Source organism: Symbioplanes lichenis, assembly GCF_030709675.1.
In the GTDB taxonomy this organism is placed as follows: Bacteria; Actinomycetota; Actinomycetes; order Mycobacteriales; family Micromonosporaceae; genus Actinoplanes; species Actinoplanes lichenis.
On sequence record NZ_JAUZQD010000002.1, the window covers coordinates 151,087 to 167,265 of the forward strand.

Consider the following 16,179-nt stretch of genomic DNA (forward strand, 5'->3'; position numbering starts at 1 on the left):
GCCGGGCCGGGTGGGGTGCGGGCGAGCGGTCACGGAACCTCCTGCGAGGAGAAGCGCGCCGGGTCGAACAGCGCGATCGGGTGCCGGGTGGATCCCGTGACCGCCAGATCGGCGACGATCTCGCCGATCACGGGTACGAACTTGAAGCCGTGCCCGGAGAAGCCGCACGCGACCGTCACCGCGTCGTGCGCCGGGTGCGGGGCGACGACGAAGTGCTCGTCCGGCGTGTTGCTGTAGAGGCACGTCTTGGCCCGCAGGAAAGTCCCCGGCAACTGCGGGAAGTGCTGCCGGGCCCGCGCCGCCATAGCCGCGACCTCGTCGTCGTGCACCTCGCGGTCGATCGTCTCGGGCGTGGTGACCTGCCCGCGGCGGAAGAACGCGATCTTCGCGCCGTCACCGGCGTCGGGAAAGCCGTACACCTGGCTGCCTGCCGTGTTCTCCCAGATGTAGATCGGCAGGCTCGCGAAGTCGCCGCCCGCCGGCCGGAACCAGTACTGCACCTGCCGCTCGATCGTGAACGCGACGCCGAGGTCGGCGAGCAGCTGCGGCGCCCACGGCCCGGGGGTGATGACAAGCCGGCCCGCGGTGTACGACCCGGCGGGCGTGTCGACCCGGACGCCGCCCCCGGACGTCTGCTCCCAGCGGGTCATCGGCTCGTGGAAACGCAGGTCGGCCCCCGCCCGCCCGGCCAGGTCGAGATGGGCGAGCACGGTCTCCTCGGGGCGGACGTATCCCGCCTTGGCCTCGAAGAGCGCCACCTCGTCCGGTTCGGGATCCATCTCGGGGAAGCGGCGGCGCAGTTCGGCAGCGTCGAGCATCTCGTGCTCCAGCCCCCACTGCCGCGCGCTGGCCAGGCTGCCCGACACGGTCCGGCTCTCCGGCCGCCCGGCCATGACCCCGCCGGTCAGCCTGATCACGTCCCGGCCGGAGTCGTGCGCCAGGCGCTCCCACAGCTCGTACGCCCGGAGCAGCAGCGGCACGTAGTCGGCGCCCTCGAAGTACGACTGCCGCGTGATGCGCGACCCGCCGTGACTGGCCCCGCGGTCGTGGGCCGGTCCGAACTTCTCGAGCCCGAGCACGCGCAGCCCCCGGGAGGCCAGGTGGGAGGCCGTGGCGCTGCCCATGCCGCCCAGTCCGGCCACGATCACGTCGTACGTCGTCATTGTCGTCCTCTCGCCCCTGTCGCCGCGACCAGTGGATCCGCGCCCACGGTGGCGTGGATCCGCCGGTCGAACCAGCCGACCCGCACGGCGGTCCCGGGCGTGGCCAGCGCGGCGGGCACCCACGCGTACGCGATCGGCGCCCCCACCGTGTGACCGTAGGCGCCGCTGGTCACGTGGCCGACGGCGGTCCCTCCGGCGTACACAGGCTCGCCGCCCAGCGGCACCACGGCCCGGTCGGCGAGCACCAGTGGGACGAGGCACCGGGCGGGCGGGGGCTTGGCGAGCAGGGCGGCCCGGCCGGGGAAGTCACCCTTGTCCGGGCGTACGGCGAAGCCGAGCCCCGCCTCGTACGGATCGTGCTCGGTCGTCATGTCGGCGCCCCACGCGCGGTAGCCCTTCTCCAGCCGCAGGCTCTGGAAGGCCGCCCGCCCGGCCGCCACGAGACCGTGTCCCGCCCCGGCTGCCCACAGCGTGTCCCAGAGCCGGCGGCCCAGGTCGGCGCCGGTGTAGATCTCCCAGCCGAGCTCGCCGACGTAGGAGACGCGCAGCATCGTCACGGGCACGTCGCCCACGTGGCCCTGCCGGCACCGGAAGTATCCGAAACCTTCGTGCGTGACATCCAATTCGGTGAGCGGTGTCATCAGTTCCCGGGCGTTCGGACCCCACAGACCCACGCCGCATGTCCCGCCCGTGACGTCGCGGACGCTGACCCCGGGCGGTGCGAGCGATGCCAGGTACGCGGTGTCGAGCGGCCCGTTCACGCCCACCTGGAAGAGCTCGGGGCCGAGCCGGGCGACCGTGATGTCGCTGCGGATCCCGCCCGCGTCGTCGAGCAGCAGCGTGTAGGTCACCGAGCCCACCGGACGGTCGACGTCGCCGCTGGTCAGCCCCTCCAGGAACGACACCGGCCCGGTGACCTCGAGCCGGGTCAGCGGGCTCATGTCGTAGAGCGCGACGGCTTCGACGGTCGCCCGGGCCTCCGTGGCCGCGGCGGGCGACCAGTGCCGCGCCGACCACTCGTCCAGCTCCAGGTCGCCGCCTGCGTCGCGGGGCTCGTGCCCCCGATCGGCGTCGGCGGCGTGAGGCTCGTGCTCTCGGTCCGCGTCGGCGGCGTGGGGCTGGTGCTCCCGATCGGCGTCGGCGGTGTGGGGCTCGTGCTGTCGATCGGCGCCGGCACCGGGGGGCTCGTACCAGAGGGGGCGCTCCCACCCCGCGGCCTCGCCGAAGACCGCGCCCAGCGCCGCCTGCCGATCGTGGAACGGGCTCGTCCGCAGCCCGCGCACCGACGGCGGATCCTGCGGGTGCACGATGTCGTAGACCTCGACGAAGCTGCGGATTGCGCGTTCGCGCACGTACGACGGGGACGTTTGCGCGTTCGTGAACCGGCGGAGATCGCCCTCGTGCACGTCGGCGCCGGGCCGCCCGTCGACGATCCACTCCGCGACGGCCCGGGCGGCGCCGGCGGAATGGGTGACCCAGACGGCCTCGGCGGTCCAGAAGCCGCGCAGTGTGCGCGACTCGCCGAGCAGCGGGAAGCCGTCGGGCGTGAACGAGAAGACACCGTTGAAGCCGTGGGCGACTGTCGCGTCGTGCAGGGCCGGGAGGAGCGTGCGGGCGGCGTCCCACGACTCGGCGAAGTCGTCCGGCGTGAACGGGAGGATCGACCCGGGCACCGCCGCCGGATCCACGGGCAGCGGGCGGTGCAGATAGGAGCCGATGCCGAGGTGGTCGCCGTGGGACCGGAAGTACAGGTCGCGGTCCTGGTGACGCAGGATCGTCGCCGGTGGGGACGCGACGGCGCTCGTCCGGACGTACTGATGGGCCATGGGTTGAAGCGGGACCGGGACGCCGGCCAGGCGGCCGACGATCGGCCCCCAGAAGCCCGCGCAGCTCACGACCACGTCGGCCGGGTAGAAGGTGTCATCGGTGCGGACGCCGGTGACGCGGCCGCCGGCCTGGTCGACGGCGACGACGCGCTGGTGGCCGACGAACTTGGCGCCGCGCTCGATGGCCAGCCCCGCCTGCACCTCGCACGCGGCGGCCGCCCGCACCAGCCCGTCGCCGGGCACCAGCAGCCCGCCCAGCACCACGCCGCCGCCTTGAGGAAGGCCGAGAGCGCCGCCGCCGTCGGCTTGAGGAAAGGCGCGGCCGTGGGACAGACCGCCGGCCGCAGGAACCGCAGGGGTCCGCCCGCCGCCGGGAGCGGGGATCCCGGCATGCAGCAGTGGATACCGTTCGACGCATTCCGCGGGACCGATCACCCGCGACGGGATCCCCCACGACTCCGCGAAGCCGTGCCGCCGGTGCAGCTCCCGCAGCCGCGCCGGGGTGGTCGCCACCTCCAGGCTGCCGACCGGGTCGAAGCAGCCCAGCGCCGTGTACTTCGCCACGGTGTACTGCGCGAGGGACGCCATCATGCGCGACGGGTTGGTGCGGAAGGCGAGTCCCGGGGCGTGGAAACTGGATCCGCCGGTGTCGGCCAGGTCCCCCTGGTCGAGCACCGTGACGTCCGTGGCGCCCCGGCGGGTCAGTTCGTCGGCCAGGGCGCAGCCCACGATGCCCGCGCCGACGACCACGATCCTCACGACGGGATCCACGGCTTCCAGGTGGCCTCGTGCTCCTTGACCCACTTCCCGGCGGCCCGCTCGTGGTCCATGCCCTGGTTGGTCAGGTAGTCGGCGACGAGGTTCTGGTCGTCGTTGGTCCACGTGAAGTTCTTGATCAGCTGATAGGCGGCGCCGCCGGTGTCCGCGAACTTCTTGCTCGCGATCTTGTCGAGCACGTAGTCGGGATAGTCGCAGGCGACCTTCTTCGGGTCCGCGTCGCAGCCGGCCGTATACGTGGGCAGCTTCACCCGTACGTACTTCTCCTTCGCGAACAGCCACTGCGGCTCGTAGAAGTAGAACAGCAACGGCTTCTGCTGGGCCGTGGCCTGCTGGGCGGCCTTGATGAGGGCGGCCTCCGAGCCGGAGTAGACGACCTTGTAGTTCAGCTTCAGGTTGGACACGAGCGCGGCGTCATTGGTCACGAAGGACGGGTCGCCGTCGAGGAGCTGGCCCTTGCCGCCCGACTCGGAGGTCTTGAAGAGGTTCGCGTACTTGTCGAGGTTCTTGTAGTCGGTGATGTCGGGGTACTTGTCGGCCATCCACTGGGGGACGTACCAGCCGATGATCCCGTCGTTGCCCGTCGGCCCCGCGTTGACGGCCACCTTCTTCTCGTCGATGTAGGTCTTCTTGAGGTCGTCGTGACCCCAGTTCTCGACGATGACGTCGACCTCTCCGGTCTCGAACCCCTGCCACGCGATCTCTTCCTTGAGGTTCTTCTCCTCGACGGTGTAGCCGAGCTCGTGCTCGAGCAGGTATCCCAGGACGGCCGCATTGGCCTCGTACCCCACCCAGGGGTTGATCGCGATCTTGACCGTGCCCTTCGCGGAGGGTGAGTCGGAGCCGGCGGTGGAGGAGGCGCCGCCGCAGCCCGCGACGGCCAGCAGCAGCGTGGTCGAAGTGATCAGGGTCCATCTCATGAGGCGCGCTCCTTCGCGAGACCTTGGGTGAGGCGGTCGAGGACGATGCCGAGCAGGACGATCGCGAAGCCGGCGGCCAGGCCCCGGCCGAAGTCCTCGCGCTGGGCGAAGCCGGCCACCACGTCGTAGCCGAGGGCGCCCGCGCCGACCAGCCCGCCGACCACGACCATGGCGAGGACCATGACGATGCCCTGGTTGGCGGCGAGCAGCAGGCCGCGGCGGGCCAGCGGGAGCTGCACCTTGCGCAGCAGCTGACCGGGCGTCGAGCCGGCGGCCCGGGCGGCCTCGACGACCTCGGCGGGCACGTCGCGCACGCCGCGTTCGACCAGGCGGACCACCGGGGGTACGGCGTAGATGACCGCGGCCACGATCGCGGTAAACCGGCTCGCCCCGAAGAGCGCGACGGCCGGCAGCAGGTAGACGAACGACGGCATGGTCTGCGCCGCATCCAAGACGGGTCGCAGTCCCGCCGCGAGCCGGTCGCTCTGGGCACAGAACACGCCGAGGAGGATCCCGAGCACCATCGTCACCAGCGCCGCGACCAGCACGGTGGCGAGCGTCTGCATGGCGTGCAGCCACAGTCCCAGCCCGGCGATCCCGGCGGCGGCGAGCGCGGCGACCAGCGCGGACCGCCAGCCGCTCCCGAGCGTGCCGACCACCGCGACGACCAGCACGAAGAACCACCACGGCGTGGTCGTGAGCACGCTCTCGAGCGGGTTGAGCAGCACGGTGCTGACGGCACTGCGCAGCGCGTCGGTGGCGTCGAACCAGTGCAGCTCCACCCAGCCGGTGACGTCGTTGACCACCGGTGCGAACGAGTGCTCGGGATGACGCGTGCCCCAGGGGACGAGGCTCACCGCGAGGACGGCGGCGGCTGCGAGGCCGGTCCTGATCAGCCTGGTACGGACCGGCCGGTGCGCGCCGGCCCGGCGGGCGGCGCCCGTGGTGATCCGGTCGAGCACGATCGCGAGCAGCACGATGGCCAGCCCCGCGTCGAAGGCCGCGCCGACGTTGACCCGTTCGAGCGCGCGCACGATGTCCTGCCCCAGCCCGGGCGCGTCGATCAGCGCGGTCACCACCACCATGGACAGCGCCATCATGATCGTCTGGTTGACGGCCAGCGCCAGGCTCGGACGGGCCATCGGCAGCCGCACCTTGGACAACAATTGCCACCGCGTGGATCCCAGCGCGGCGGCGGCCTCCACGGTGACGGGCGAGACCCCGCGGATGCCGAGCTCGGTGATCCGGACGGTGACCGGCACCGCGTAGATCAGCGTCGCGATCACCGCGGCCGGCTCACCGATCGAGAACAACAAGGTCATGGGGGCCAGGTACGCGAACGTGGGCAGAATCTGCATCACGTCCAGCACCGGCCGCAGCACCGCCCCGACCGCATCGACGCGCGCGGCGAGCACCCCGAGCGGCATCCCGATCAGCACTGCCAGGAGGACAGCGCTCACTGTCAGCGCGAGCGTGTCGATGCCGGCCTCCCACAGGCCGAGCAGCCCGAGCCCGAGAAAGCCGGCGACGGCCAGGATCGCGGTGCGCACGCCCGCCGCCAGAAACGCCACGGCGCCGGCCGCGGCGACGGTGGCCGGTCCGCTCAAAGCGTGCATGAGCGTTTGCACGATATCGATCACTTCGACGACGGCGAGCCGGAGATAGTTGACGCCGTAGAGGAAGAGCGGATGCGTGTCCCGGTGCGAGTCCACCCAGTCGCGCACGTCGTCGAAGAATCGGAACGCGGCGGCGTCGTCGGTGTCCGCGGCGCCCGTCGTGCGCACGCCGGCCCAGGCGCCGGCGGTCAGGACGACCAGGACCGCGACGAGGGTACGGCGCCCCGGCCGCGACTCCCGGAGTATGTGCACCGGACGCGCGGCCCACGCGGCCGCCCGAGTCGGCACCGCAGTCTCCGCCCGCGTCGCCGTCGCCGCTTCCGGAGCCGCCTCGGCCGTCGCCGCCGCTTCCACGGGGCGGGTGCTCACGCGGGCACCCGATCGGTGGCAGCAGGGGGCTGAGCTTGCGGCGGGGCCGAGCGGCCGGCCAGGACGGGCAGCAGCTCCTCGACGCCGACGACGCCGATGACGTGGTCGCCGTCAGCGATCGGGACCGGTCCGGCGGCGCGCAGGATGCGGGGGACGGCGTCGCGGATGAGCATGGTGGCGGGAAGCGGGTCGCCGGCCGTCGTGATGCGCGTTCGCTCATCGGACGACCCGTGCGCTTGCTCGTTTGCCGTCGGGTGCGCATGCGCGTTTGTTTCGAACGCCTCATGCTGCCGTGGGCGCGCGCGCGTTTCGCGTGCGGGGGGCGCCGGCGGCGACGGTCGGGCGGGAGTGTGTGCGGGGGGCGACGGTCGGGCGGGAGTGTGTGCGGGGTCGGCGGGGCGGGCGATCCAGCGGAGGGTCAGGACGTCGGCGCGGGGGACGTCGCGGACGAAGTCGCGGACGTAGTCGTCGGCGGGGGAGCCCACGAGCTGCTCGGGCGTACCCACCTGGACGAGGGCGCCGTCGCGCAGGACCGCGATGCGATCGCCCAGGGTGAGGGCCTCCGCGAGGTCGTGGGTGATGAAGAGCATGGTCTTGCCGACCTCGGCGTGCAGCCGGCGCACCTCGGCCTGCATGTCGCGGCGGATCAGCGGGTCGAGCGCGCTGAACGGCTCGTCGAACAGCAGCACCTCCGGGTCGCCGGCCAGCGCCCGGGCGAGACCGACCCGCTGCTGCATGCCGCCGGAGAGCTCGTCCGGGTACCGCTGCTCGTGGCCGGCCAGTCCGACCAGGTCGAGCACCTCGGCGGCGCGGCGGTGGCGGTCGGCGCGGCCGGTGCCCTGGATCTCCAGGCCGTACGCGACGTTGTCGAGCACGCGGCGGTGGGGGAGCAGCCCGAAGTGCTGGAACACCATGGCCACCCGGTGCCGGCGCAACTCCCGGAGCCGCCGGGGGCTCAGGGCGCGGACCGGGTCGCCGCCGATCGCGATGTCGCCGGCGGTCGGCTCGATCAGGCGGGTCAGACAGCGGACCAGCGTCGACTTGCCGCTCCCGGACAGGCCCATGACCACGAACACCTCGCCCGCCGCCACCTCGAAGCTGACATCGCGGACGGCGGCGACGCAGCCGGTGCGGGCGTGCAGCTCGGCGCGGGGGAGGGCGGCCAGCTCGGAGCCGGGGATCCGCTCCGGGCGGGGGCCGAACACTTTCCACAGGTGGTCGACGCTGATCATGGGTCCTCGTCTCAGCCGGTGATCGAGCCTTCCGTCAGATCGTGGTTCCGGTCGTCGGCGGCAGCGGCGCCCGCCGTGTCGTGGTCGGCGGCAGCGGCGCCCGCACGGTCGTGGTCGGCGGAGGCAGCGCGCGCATGGTGGTGGTCGGCGGCGCGCGCACGGTCGTTGTCGAGGGCGGCGGCGACAGTGTCCTGATCAGCGGCGATGGGCGCCTTCATGAGGGCGGCCGCCTTCTCGCCGATCATGAGGACGGCGACGACCGGGTTGACCGACGTCATAAGCGGGAAGATCGAGGCGTCGGCGATGCGGGCGTTCGTGAAGCCGTGCAGGCGCAGGTCGGGGCCGACCACCGTCGCCGGGTCCGTGGCAGAGCCCATCCGGCAGGTTCCGGCGGGGTGGTAGACGGTGTGGTGGACTGCCCGCCCGTACGCGGAGAGGTCCTCATCGGTCGTGATGTGCGGCCCGGGCGCGATCTCCCGGGCGATCCACGACGCGAACGGTTCCGTGGCGGCCACCTCGCGGGCCAGTCGCAGGCCGTCGACGATGGTCCGCTCGTCGTAGCCGCCGGGGTCGGTGAAGTAGCGGAAGTCGAGCGCGGGCGGGACCTCGGGATCCGGCGACGTGAGCCACATGCGGCCGCGGCTGCGGGGGCGGGGGACGTTCGGGGTCATGCCGAAGCCGTGCTCGGGCACGTCGTAGCCGAGGCGCTCGGTGTGCAGCGTGAACGGGATCTGGTAGAGGTGGAACATCAGGTCGGGGCGGCTGCCGGCCGGGTCGCGGCGCACGAAGAGGCCGGCGTCCGCGTCCATCGCCGACTCGGGCGGGACCGGGCGGCTCGCCTCCCACAGGATCAGCGACTCGGGGTGATCGAGCAGGTTCTCGCCGACGCCGGGGAGGTCGGCGCGGACTCCGATGCCGAGACGTTCCAGGTCGGCGGCGGGCCCGAGGCCGGAGAGGAGCAGCAGGCGCGGGGTGTCGATCGCTCCGGCGCTGAGGACGTACTCGTCGGCGTGGATCGTGTGGGTCTGACCTTGACGCCGGACCCGCACGCCGGTGACGCGGTCGCCGGCCGTCTCGAGCGCGAAGGCCCACGTGCCGGTGAGGATCGTGAGGTTGGGGCGGCCGAGGTGGGGGTGGAGGTAGGCGACCGAGGCCGACTGCCGGTGGCCCGTGGCGGGGTCGTAGGCGACAGGGAAGAATCCAGCGCCGTCGGTGAAGGGGCCGCTGTTGAAATCACCATTTATCGGTACGTTCAGCGCGGCGCCGGCGGCTTGGATGAAGTCGACAGCCAGCTGGTTGCGTTCGGCAACTGGCTGCATCTTCGGGGCGAGGTCACCCCAAAAGGGGAGCATATCCGCGTACGACCAGCCTGTCGCGCCGGCGGCGACCCAGTCGGCGAAGTCGGCGGGCGGGGGGAGGAGGCTGATCATGGTGTTGTGGGAGGAGCAGCCGCCGAGGACCTTGCCGCGGGAGTGGACGATGTGGTCGTTGCCGCGCGGCTGGGGCACCGTGCGGTAGGCGTAGTCGAATTCGGTCTCGAGCAGGTTCAGCCAGTTGCGCAGCCGCAGGACGCGCTCGTCGCCCACGTCGGACGGACCGCCCTCGATCAGGCACACCCGGACGTCCGGATCCGCCGAGAGCCGCGAGGCGACCACCGCACCGGCGGTGCCGCCTCCCACGATGACCACGTCGTACCCGGTTTCCTCCACCGTGCACCACCTCGGGGAACAGCTTCCGGGCCTCCATATGCGACGGTCAATGTCCGGCGGCGACTTTTACCTGAGCGCAACAATGTGCTTACTGTCGGCTTCGTTTTGTCTAGGATGCCATTCATGCTGGCCGTTTCCTGGCGCGACATCCTGCTGGCGGTAATGCCGTCGGCCCAGCTCAGCGCGGGTGTGCCCGCCCCGGACCTGGCCGCGGCGGCCGACCGCCTCGGCCCGCTGCCCGAGGACCTGGCGACCCTGCTGGCCGAGACCGACGGCGTCCGCAGCCCGGACGGCGTGGAACTGATCTGGACGCTGGACCGGGTCGTCCGCGACAACGCCGACGCCAAGACCGACGACCTCCTGCTCTTCGGCGACGACGACGCCGGGGGAGGCGACCGGATAGCCTTCGGCCCGCCGGGGCCGGTCCGCATCTGGCTCTGGACCCCGGGCACCGGCGAACGCCAGCCCCTCGCCACCAACCTCGCCGACTACTTCACCCGCGTCCTCGTCGTCGACGGCGACGCGGGCTGAGTCGGGCCCTCAGCTCGACGGCGACGCGGGCTGAGCCCGGCCCTCAAGCTCGACGCCGGGCTCGGGAGCTCGACGGCGGCGTCACTCCTGTGCGCGGGCGGCGCGGCGGGCCCGTGACTTGCGCAGGTTCGCGACGTTGCCGCAGGTGCGCACGTCGTGCCACACGCCGCTGGTGTTGCGCGAGCTGTCCCAGAAGGCCACCCGGCAGGCGGGATTGCGGCACAGTTTCATCCGGGACCAGGTGCCGGCCAGCTGAGCGTCGCGGACGGCCAGCAGAACCCGCCCCGCCAGCGCGGCGAGGCTGTCCGGCGCCTCGGTCGTGACCGCCCCGCCGGCGTCGAGCACCAGACGGGCGGACGCTGTCACTCGCGGTGTGCCCGCGTGGTCGTCCCCAGCGAGCAGGGCCTCCCGGAGGGCGTCGCGCAGCGTGCGCAGGTCGCTCACCCCGGGGCTGTCGCCCGCGATCCCGTACGCCCTCAGCCACTGAGCGGTGAGTGCCGCCGCGTCGAGCAGGTCGGGGTCGCGGCCGTCGTCCTTCGCCGCCGTGTTGAGCAGCTCCTGCACCAGCCGGAGGTCGCCGGGCGCGACGGCCACCCGGTATCGCGTGTTGCCCTGCTCCGCAGCCTCCACGACATAACCGTAGCGCATCTCGACGCCCCGGCTTGGCTGTGACCATCGTCTCCACGGCGATGGTGACAGAGTCTAACGGGCTTACGCTTCGGTCAATCGCCGACGAGCAGGAGGAAGAGATGCGGTACGAGGTCTTTGTTTCCGGCATGGTTCCGGTCGCCGGGCCGCCCGCGCCGGACGGCGGCCCCTCGCAGTGGTCGACGTTGTCGCACACCGTGATCCACGGCCCGACCGAGGCGCTGCTGACCGACCCGCCGATCACCCGGGCCCAGGCGGACGCGCTGATCGACCGGGTCGGCCGGCTCGGGGTTCCGCTGCGTTACATCTACCTGACGCATGCGCACGCCGATCACTTCCTGACCACCAACTATCTGCTGCGACGGTTCCCGGAGGCGACTGTGGTCGCCAGTGCGGCGGTCCTCGCGCGGATCGCCCGGGAGACGCCCGAGGGGAAGATCTCCGAGCGGTACGCCGGCTTCTTCGGCGACGCGCTGCCCGAGACGCCGGTGACGGTGCATGGTTCCGTCTTCCCGGCGGAGGGGCTCAAGGTCGACGGGGAGCAGCTGTTCAGCCATGAAGTCGGGCACTCCGACACCGGCGACACGACCGTCCTGCACGTTCCGGCGCTGGATCTGGTGGTGGCCGGCGACGTGGTCTACAACAACGTGCACCAGTTCGTGGGCGAGGGCCGCGACGGTGGCCTGGACGCCTGGCACAAGGCCCTCGACACGGTCGCCGGCCTCCGGCCCCGGGTCGTCGTGGCGTCGCACAAGGACACCCGGCGCCCCGACCTGCCGTCCGACATCGACGAGACCCGCCGCTACCTCGACGAGGCCGCCGCCGTCCTCGAGCGCTCGGGCGACGCCACGGAGTTCTTCCACGGACTCAAGGCACGCTGTCCCGACCGGGTCAACCCGTGGGCGATCTGGCTCAGTGCGCGGCGTCTCTTCGAGAGCTGAGGGGTTTTTCGGGCGCAACCACTTACGCAGGTCGCCCGGTGGGGGCGCGCGTCCTGGACGCGCCAGCGGCCAGCGGGCCGCCGCCGGGCCCTCGGCGTGAGCAGCGATCTGCACCACCCACCCCGCTACGACATCAATCCCTTGAATTTGACCTTGAGGCGGATAACCCCAGGTGGCGGCCGTCCCCTACCCTGATGGCGCCGGTCGGTGACCGGGACGGGGGAAAGAGGCAACAGGGTTGGCTACGGCGACCGTGGTTTTCCTGGTGATCGGCGGCGCGGGTGTGGCCGTGCTGGCGATCGCGCTGCTGGGCGGGTTCGAGTTCCCGGCGTTCGACGCGCTGGTGCCGCTCGAGGTGATCGCCGGGTTCGTGGGCGCGTTCGGGTTCGTCGCGGCGATCGCCGCGGAGCTCGGGGTGCCGGTGGGCCTGGCGGGTGTGATCGGGCTGGTGGCCGCGGTGCCGGCCGCCTGGCTGGCGTGGCGGCTGTCGAAGGCCGCGCGGAACATGCCCACCGACGCCACCCCGGCCCGGCACCATCTCGTGGGCACGCAGGGCGTGGTCGTCACGCCGGTGCCCGCGGGATCCGGGTACGGCGAGGTGCGGCTGCGGCTGGGCGGACAACCCATGAAGGTGTACGCCCGGGCCGACCGCCCGATCCCGGCCGGCGCGCAGGTCTTCGTGGTGGAGGCGCCGTCGGAGACCAGCGTCGTGGTGGAGGAAACCCCCGGGGTCGCCGAGACCCCCCGCTCTGAGAGGCCCTGATGTCCCCTGTGGTGATCGCCGTGATCGGCGTTGTCGTCCTTGTCGTGCTCGTCGTGTTGTTCGTGCTGTCCCGGATCAAGGTGGCCGGCTCGAACGAGGCCTTCATCATCACCGGGCGCAAGGGCCGGGTGACCCAGTCCGCGGACGGCAGCAGCTCCACCGACCTGTCCGGGCAGAAGGTCGTCATGGGCGCGTCGGTGTTCGTGATGCCGGTCGTGCAGAAGCTGCAGTCGCTCGACCTGTCCAGCCGCCGCATCGACGTCAGCATCAAGGGCGCCGTGTCGAAGCAGGGCATCCGCGCCGAGCTGCACGGCGTCGCCATCGTCAAGGTCGGCGGCACCGAGGACGCCATCCGCGCCGCCGGGCAGCGCTTCCTCAACCAGCAGAGCGAGATCGAGGACTTCACCCGCGAGGTGCTGGCCGGCGCGCTGCGCTCGATCGTCGGCCGGCTGACGGTCGAGGAGATCATCCGGGACCGGGCGGCCTTCGCCAGCGCGGTCGCCGAGGAGGCCGAGCACTCGATGACCAACCAGGGCCTGGTGCTCGACACGTTCCAGCTGCAGGACATCGTGGCCGAGGGCACGTACCTGCAGGATCTCGGCCGTCCGGAAGCCGCCCGCGTGCTCAAGGACGCCGCCATCGCCGAGGCGCGCGCCCGCCAGGCCGCCGAGCAGGAACGCCTGCTCGCCGAGGAGGCCATCGCCGAGGCCCAGCGCAACCTGTCGCTCAAGCAGGCCTCCATCCAGGCCGAGATCGACGCGGCCAAGGCCAAGTCCGCCGCCGCCGGCCCGCTCGCCCAGGCCGAGCGCGACCAGGCCATCCTCGCCGAGCAGCAGAAGGTCGCCGAGCGCAACGCCGAGCTCAAGCAGCGCCAGCTCGACACCGAGGTCCGCAAGCCCGCCGACGCCGCCCGCTACAAGCTCGAGCAGGAGGCCGAGGCCAACCGCACCGCCACCATCGCCGCCGCCCAGGCGTCCGCCGAGCAGGCCCGCCTCACCGGTGAGGGCGAGCGCGCCCGCCGCGCCGCGCTCGCCGAGGCCGTCGAGCGCGAAGGTGCCGCCGAGGCCGCCGCCGCCCTCGCCAAGGGCCAGGCCGAGGCGCAGGCCATGGCGAGCAAGGCCGAGGCCTTCTCCGCGTACGGGGAAGCGGCCGTCGTGGACCTGCTGGTGCGCATGCTCCCGCAGGTCGTCGAGGCCGCGAGCGCCCCGATGAGCAGCATCGACAAGCTGACCGTCATCTCGACGGACGGCGCGTCGAGCCTCACCAAGTCGGTCGCGAACAACGTGACGCAGGGGCTGCAGCTGGGCACCGACCTCACGGGCATCGACCTGCCGGCGCTGCTGGCGCGTCTGACCGCGGGCAGCGGTCCGGCCACGCCCGCCACCGCGGCGAACGGGCACGAGGTCGAGGCCAAGAACTGACGGGTTTGAATCGGCCGCCCCGAGGGACTACGAGTTCATGGAATATCGCACCCTCGGGGCCACCGGCACGATCGTCTCGTCGTTGTGCCTGGGCACGATGACGTTCGGCAACGAGAGCAGCGAGGAGGTGTCGCACGCGCAGCTCGACCGGTTCGTGGAGGTGGGCGGCAACTTCGTCGACACCGCCAACGTCTACTCGCGGGGCGGGTCCGAGGAGGTGATCGGGCGGTGGCTCGCGGCGCGGCCGGGCGTACGGGATCGGCTGGTCATCGCCACCAAGGGCCGCTTCCCCATGGGCGACGACCCCAACGCCGCGGGGCTGACCCGGGTGAACCTGAGCCGGGCCCTCGACGCGAGCCTGCGGCGCCTGGGCGTCGAGACGATCGACCTCTACCAGGCGCACGCGTGGGACCCGCTGACCCCACTCGAGGAGACGCTCGGCTTCTTCGACGACGCCGTGCGCGCCGGCAAGATCCGGTACGCGGGCGTCAGCAACTTCCTCGGGTGGCAGCTGCAGAAGGCGGCGCTGCTCACCGAGTTCCGGGGGCTGGCGCCGATCGTCACGCTCCAGCCGCAGTACAACCTGCTCGTGCGCGAGATCGAGTTCGAGCTCGTCGACGTCTGCCGCAACGAGAACATCGGCATCCTGCCGTGGTCGCCGCTGGGCGGTGGCTGGCTCACCGGCAAGTACCAGCGGGACAACACCCCCACCGGCGCCACTCGCCTCGGCGAGGACCCGGGCCGCGGCATGGAGGCCTACGGCCCGCGCAACGCCGAGACGCGTACGTGGCAGATCCTCGACGCCGTCCGCCAGGTCGCCGCCGACCGGGGCGTCTCCATGTCCCAGGTCGCGCTGGCCTGGCTCGCCGACCGCCCGGCCGTCACCTCCGTCATCCTCGGCGCCCGCACCCTCGACCAGCTCGACGACAATCTCGGCGCGGCGGGCCTGCACCTGACCGAGAAGGAGACCGCGCTGCTCACCGAGGCCAGCACGCCGATCGTCGGCGAATATCCGTACGGCCCGCAGGGCATCGCGCAGCGCGACCGCACGATCTGACGCCGCGGTCAGCGGCTGCTGCCGTCAGGAGCAGGCGGCGACGATAGTGTCGCTGAGGTCGCAGAAGTGCTCGGAGGCCTCGCCATGGGGGTGGAGGCGGTTGGTGACGTAGGCGAGGACCAGGTCGCGGTCGGGGTCGGCCCAGGCCAGGCAGGCGTTGGAGCCGTTGTGGCCGAAGGCGCGCGGGCTCGTGCGGCGGCCGAGGGCGCGGACGCGGGCCGGGTCGCCGTCGGGGCCGCCCAGCTGGAAGCCCTCGGACCAGCGGATCGTGCGGCCGAAGTGGCGGTCGGTCTCGCCCTCGCTCGACGGGGTGAGCATGGTGGTCAGGGCGGCCGGGGCGAGGACCTTGCCGTCGAGCAGCGCCTGGTAGAAGGTGGCGAGGTCGCGGGCCGTGGCGGTCATCGTGGCGGCGGGGACGACGGCCTCGCGCAGGATGCGGCGGTTGAAGAGCAGCTGGCGGGGGCCGGCCGCGCCGCGCATGGGCACTCGCCGGGCCCAGGAGTCGCGGGGCATGCCGAGATGGGTGTGCCGCAGGCCGAGGGGCTCGATCAGCTCGCGGCGCATCAGCTCGCGCAGCGGCTCACCGGTGGCCCGCTGCAGGACCTCGCCGAGCAGGAAGCCGTAGCTGATCACGTGGTAGGCCGGCGCCGCCCCCGGCGCGTGGTGCGGCGTCGCGGCGGCGAGCGCGCGGGTCGAACGGCTCCAGCTGGGGCAGGCGAGGGCGTCACGGACCAGGCTCCGGGCGTACGGGAGACCGGAGCGATGCTGCAGCACCTGCCGCACCGTGATCCCGCCCTTGCCGTGCGCCCCGAACTCGGGCCAGTGCCGCGCGACCGGATCGTCGAGGTGGAGCACGCCCGCGGCGGCCAGCTTGTGGGTCAGCACGGCGACGAACGGCTTGCCCGCCGAGAACAGCAGGAACGGCACCTCGGGCGGCACGCCCCACGTGCGGTCGACGACCACCTCGCCGCGGTGCAGCACCACGAGCTGCGCGCTCGCGCCGCGCTCGGTCACCAGGTCGGCCGCCCGGCTCAGCGCGGCGGTGCCCGTGGGGTTGCGGCGGTGGTCCATGAGCATGACGTCCAGCTTGACAGCAGGTGAACCGTTCCGCTGCCGTCTGAGCCGCACATCACCGTCCCGGGTGCGCGCGGCGACCGCGGAGGTCTTGCGCTAATCCTATTTCGGCTATAGGAAATAGGTATGCCG

13 protein-coding genes are annotated in these 16,179 nt (G+C 72.4%); 5 read left to right on the forward strand and 8 right to left on the reverse strand.

Translation table 11 applies throughout. The annotated features are described in order from the left end of the window. Positions 1 to 29 precede the first annotated feature (29 nt). The 6 genes from solA to RAN62_RS04595 are packed head-to-tail and all read right to left on the reverse strand — an operon-like array spanning position 30 to position 9,612. Entirely contained in the window at positions 30 to 1,163 is a 1,134-nt protein-coding gene (gene solA, locus RAN62_RS04570; RefSeq protein WP_305783187.1) for an N-methyl-L-tryptophan oxidase, read from the reverse strand. Beyond that, entirely contained in the window at positions 1,160 to 3,748 is a 2,589-nt protein-coding gene (locus RAN62_RS04575; RefSeq protein WP_305783188.1) for a GcvT family protein, read from the reverse strand. The genes solA and RAN62_RS04575 overlap by 4 nt, the downstream gene beginning before the upstream one ends. After that, entirely contained in the window at positions 3,745 to 4,686 is a 942-nt protein-coding gene (locus RAN62_RS04580) for an ABC transporter substrate-binding protein (protein WP_305783189.1), read from the reverse strand. Before RAN62_RS04580 ends, RAN62_RS04575 begins: the two co-directional genes overlap by 4 nt. After that, the gene (locus RAN62_RS04585; protein WP_305783190.1) at positions 4,683 to 6,671 is read right to left on the reverse strand and encodes an ABC transporter permease; all 1,989 of its coding nucleotides are present in this window, start codon (positions 6,669 to 6,671) and stop codon (positions 4,683 to 4,685) included. Before RAN62_RS04585 ends, RAN62_RS04580 begins: the two co-directional genes overlap by 4 nt. Further along, a complete protein-coding gene (locus RAN62_RS04590) occupies positions 6,668 to 7,903 on the reverse strand; it encodes a quaternary amine ABC transporter ATP-binding protein (protein ID WP_438874467.1) in 1,236 nt (411 codons plus the stop codon). The genes RAN62_RS04585 and RAN62_RS04590 overlap by 4 nt, the downstream gene beginning before the upstream one ends. Before the next feature lie 11 nt (positions 7,904 to 7,914). Continuing rightward, positions 7,915 to 9,612: a GMC family oxidoreductase gene (locus tag RAN62_RS04595; RefSeq protein WP_305783191.1), complete on the reverse strand. Its 1,698-nt coding sequence runs from the start codon at positions 9,610 to 9,612 to the stop codon at positions 7,915 to 7,917. A 123-nt stretch (positions 9,613 to 9,735) separates the two neighbouring features. Between RAN62_RS04595 and RAN62_RS04600 the strand changes: the two genes are divergently transcribed. Next, positions 9,736 to 10,143, forward strand: coding sequence for an SMI1/KNR4 family protein (locus RAN62_RS04600; RefSeq protein ID WP_305783192.1), 408 nt, complete (start codon positions 9,736 to 9,738; stop codon positions 10,141 to 10,143). 81 nt (positions 10,144 to 10,224) lie between these two features. On the opposite strand, the gene RAN62_RS04605 is transcribed toward RAN62_RS04600, so the two are convergent. Continuing rightward, on the reverse strand, positions 10,225 to 10,773 hold the full coding sequence (locus RAN62_RS04605) for a CGNR zinc finger domain-containing protein (protein WP_305783193.1): 549 nt from the start codon (positions 10,771 to 10,773) through the stop codon (positions 10,225 to 10,227). Positions 10,774 to 10,892: 119 nt separating this feature from the next. Between RAN62_RS04605 and RAN62_RS04610 the strand changes: the two genes are divergently transcribed. The 4 genes from RAN62_RS04610 to RAN62_RS04625 all read left to right on the forward strand — a co-directional run bounded on the left by RAN62_RS04610 (position 10,893) and on the right by RAN62_RS04625 (position 14,973). After that, a complete protein-coding gene (locus RAN62_RS04610; protein WP_305783194.1) occupies positions 10,893 to 11,732 on the forward strand; it encodes an MBL fold metallo-hydrolase in 840 nt (279 codons plus the stop codon). A gap of 238 nt (positions 11,733 to 11,970) precedes the next feature. Next, positions 11,971 to 12,495, forward strand: a complete 525-nt coding sequence (locus RAN62_RS04615) for an NfeD family protein (protein WP_305783195.1) — start codon at positions 11,971 to 11,973, stop codon at positions 12,493 to 12,495. Continuing rightward, a complete protein-coding gene (locus tag RAN62_RS04620) occupies positions 12,495 to 13,916 on the forward strand; it encodes a flotillin family protein (RefSeq protein ID WP_305783196.1) in 1,422 nt (473 codons plus the stop codon). Before RAN62_RS04615 ends, RAN62_RS04620 begins: the two co-directional genes overlap by 1 nt. A 37-nt stretch (positions 13,917 to 13,953) precedes the next feature. After that, positions 13,954 to 14,973, forward strand: a complete 1,020-nt coding sequence (locus RAN62_RS04625) for an aldo/keto reductase (RefSeq protein ID WP_305783197.1) — start codon at positions 13,954 to 13,956, stop codon at positions 14,971 to 14,973. A 24-nt stretch (positions 14,974 to 14,997) separates the two neighbouring features. Here the strand turns inward: RAN62_RS04625 and RAN62_RS04630 are convergent, their stop codons facing one another. Continuing rightward, positions 14,998 to 16,050 carry a serine hydrolase domain-containing protein gene (locus RAN62_RS04630; protein WP_305783198.1) on the reverse strand — a complete coding sequence of 351 codons (1,053 nt, stop codon included), beginning with the start codon at positions 16,048 to 16,050 and terminating at the stop codon, positions 14,998 to 15,000. Positions 16,051 to 16,179: the final 129 nt, after the last annotated feature.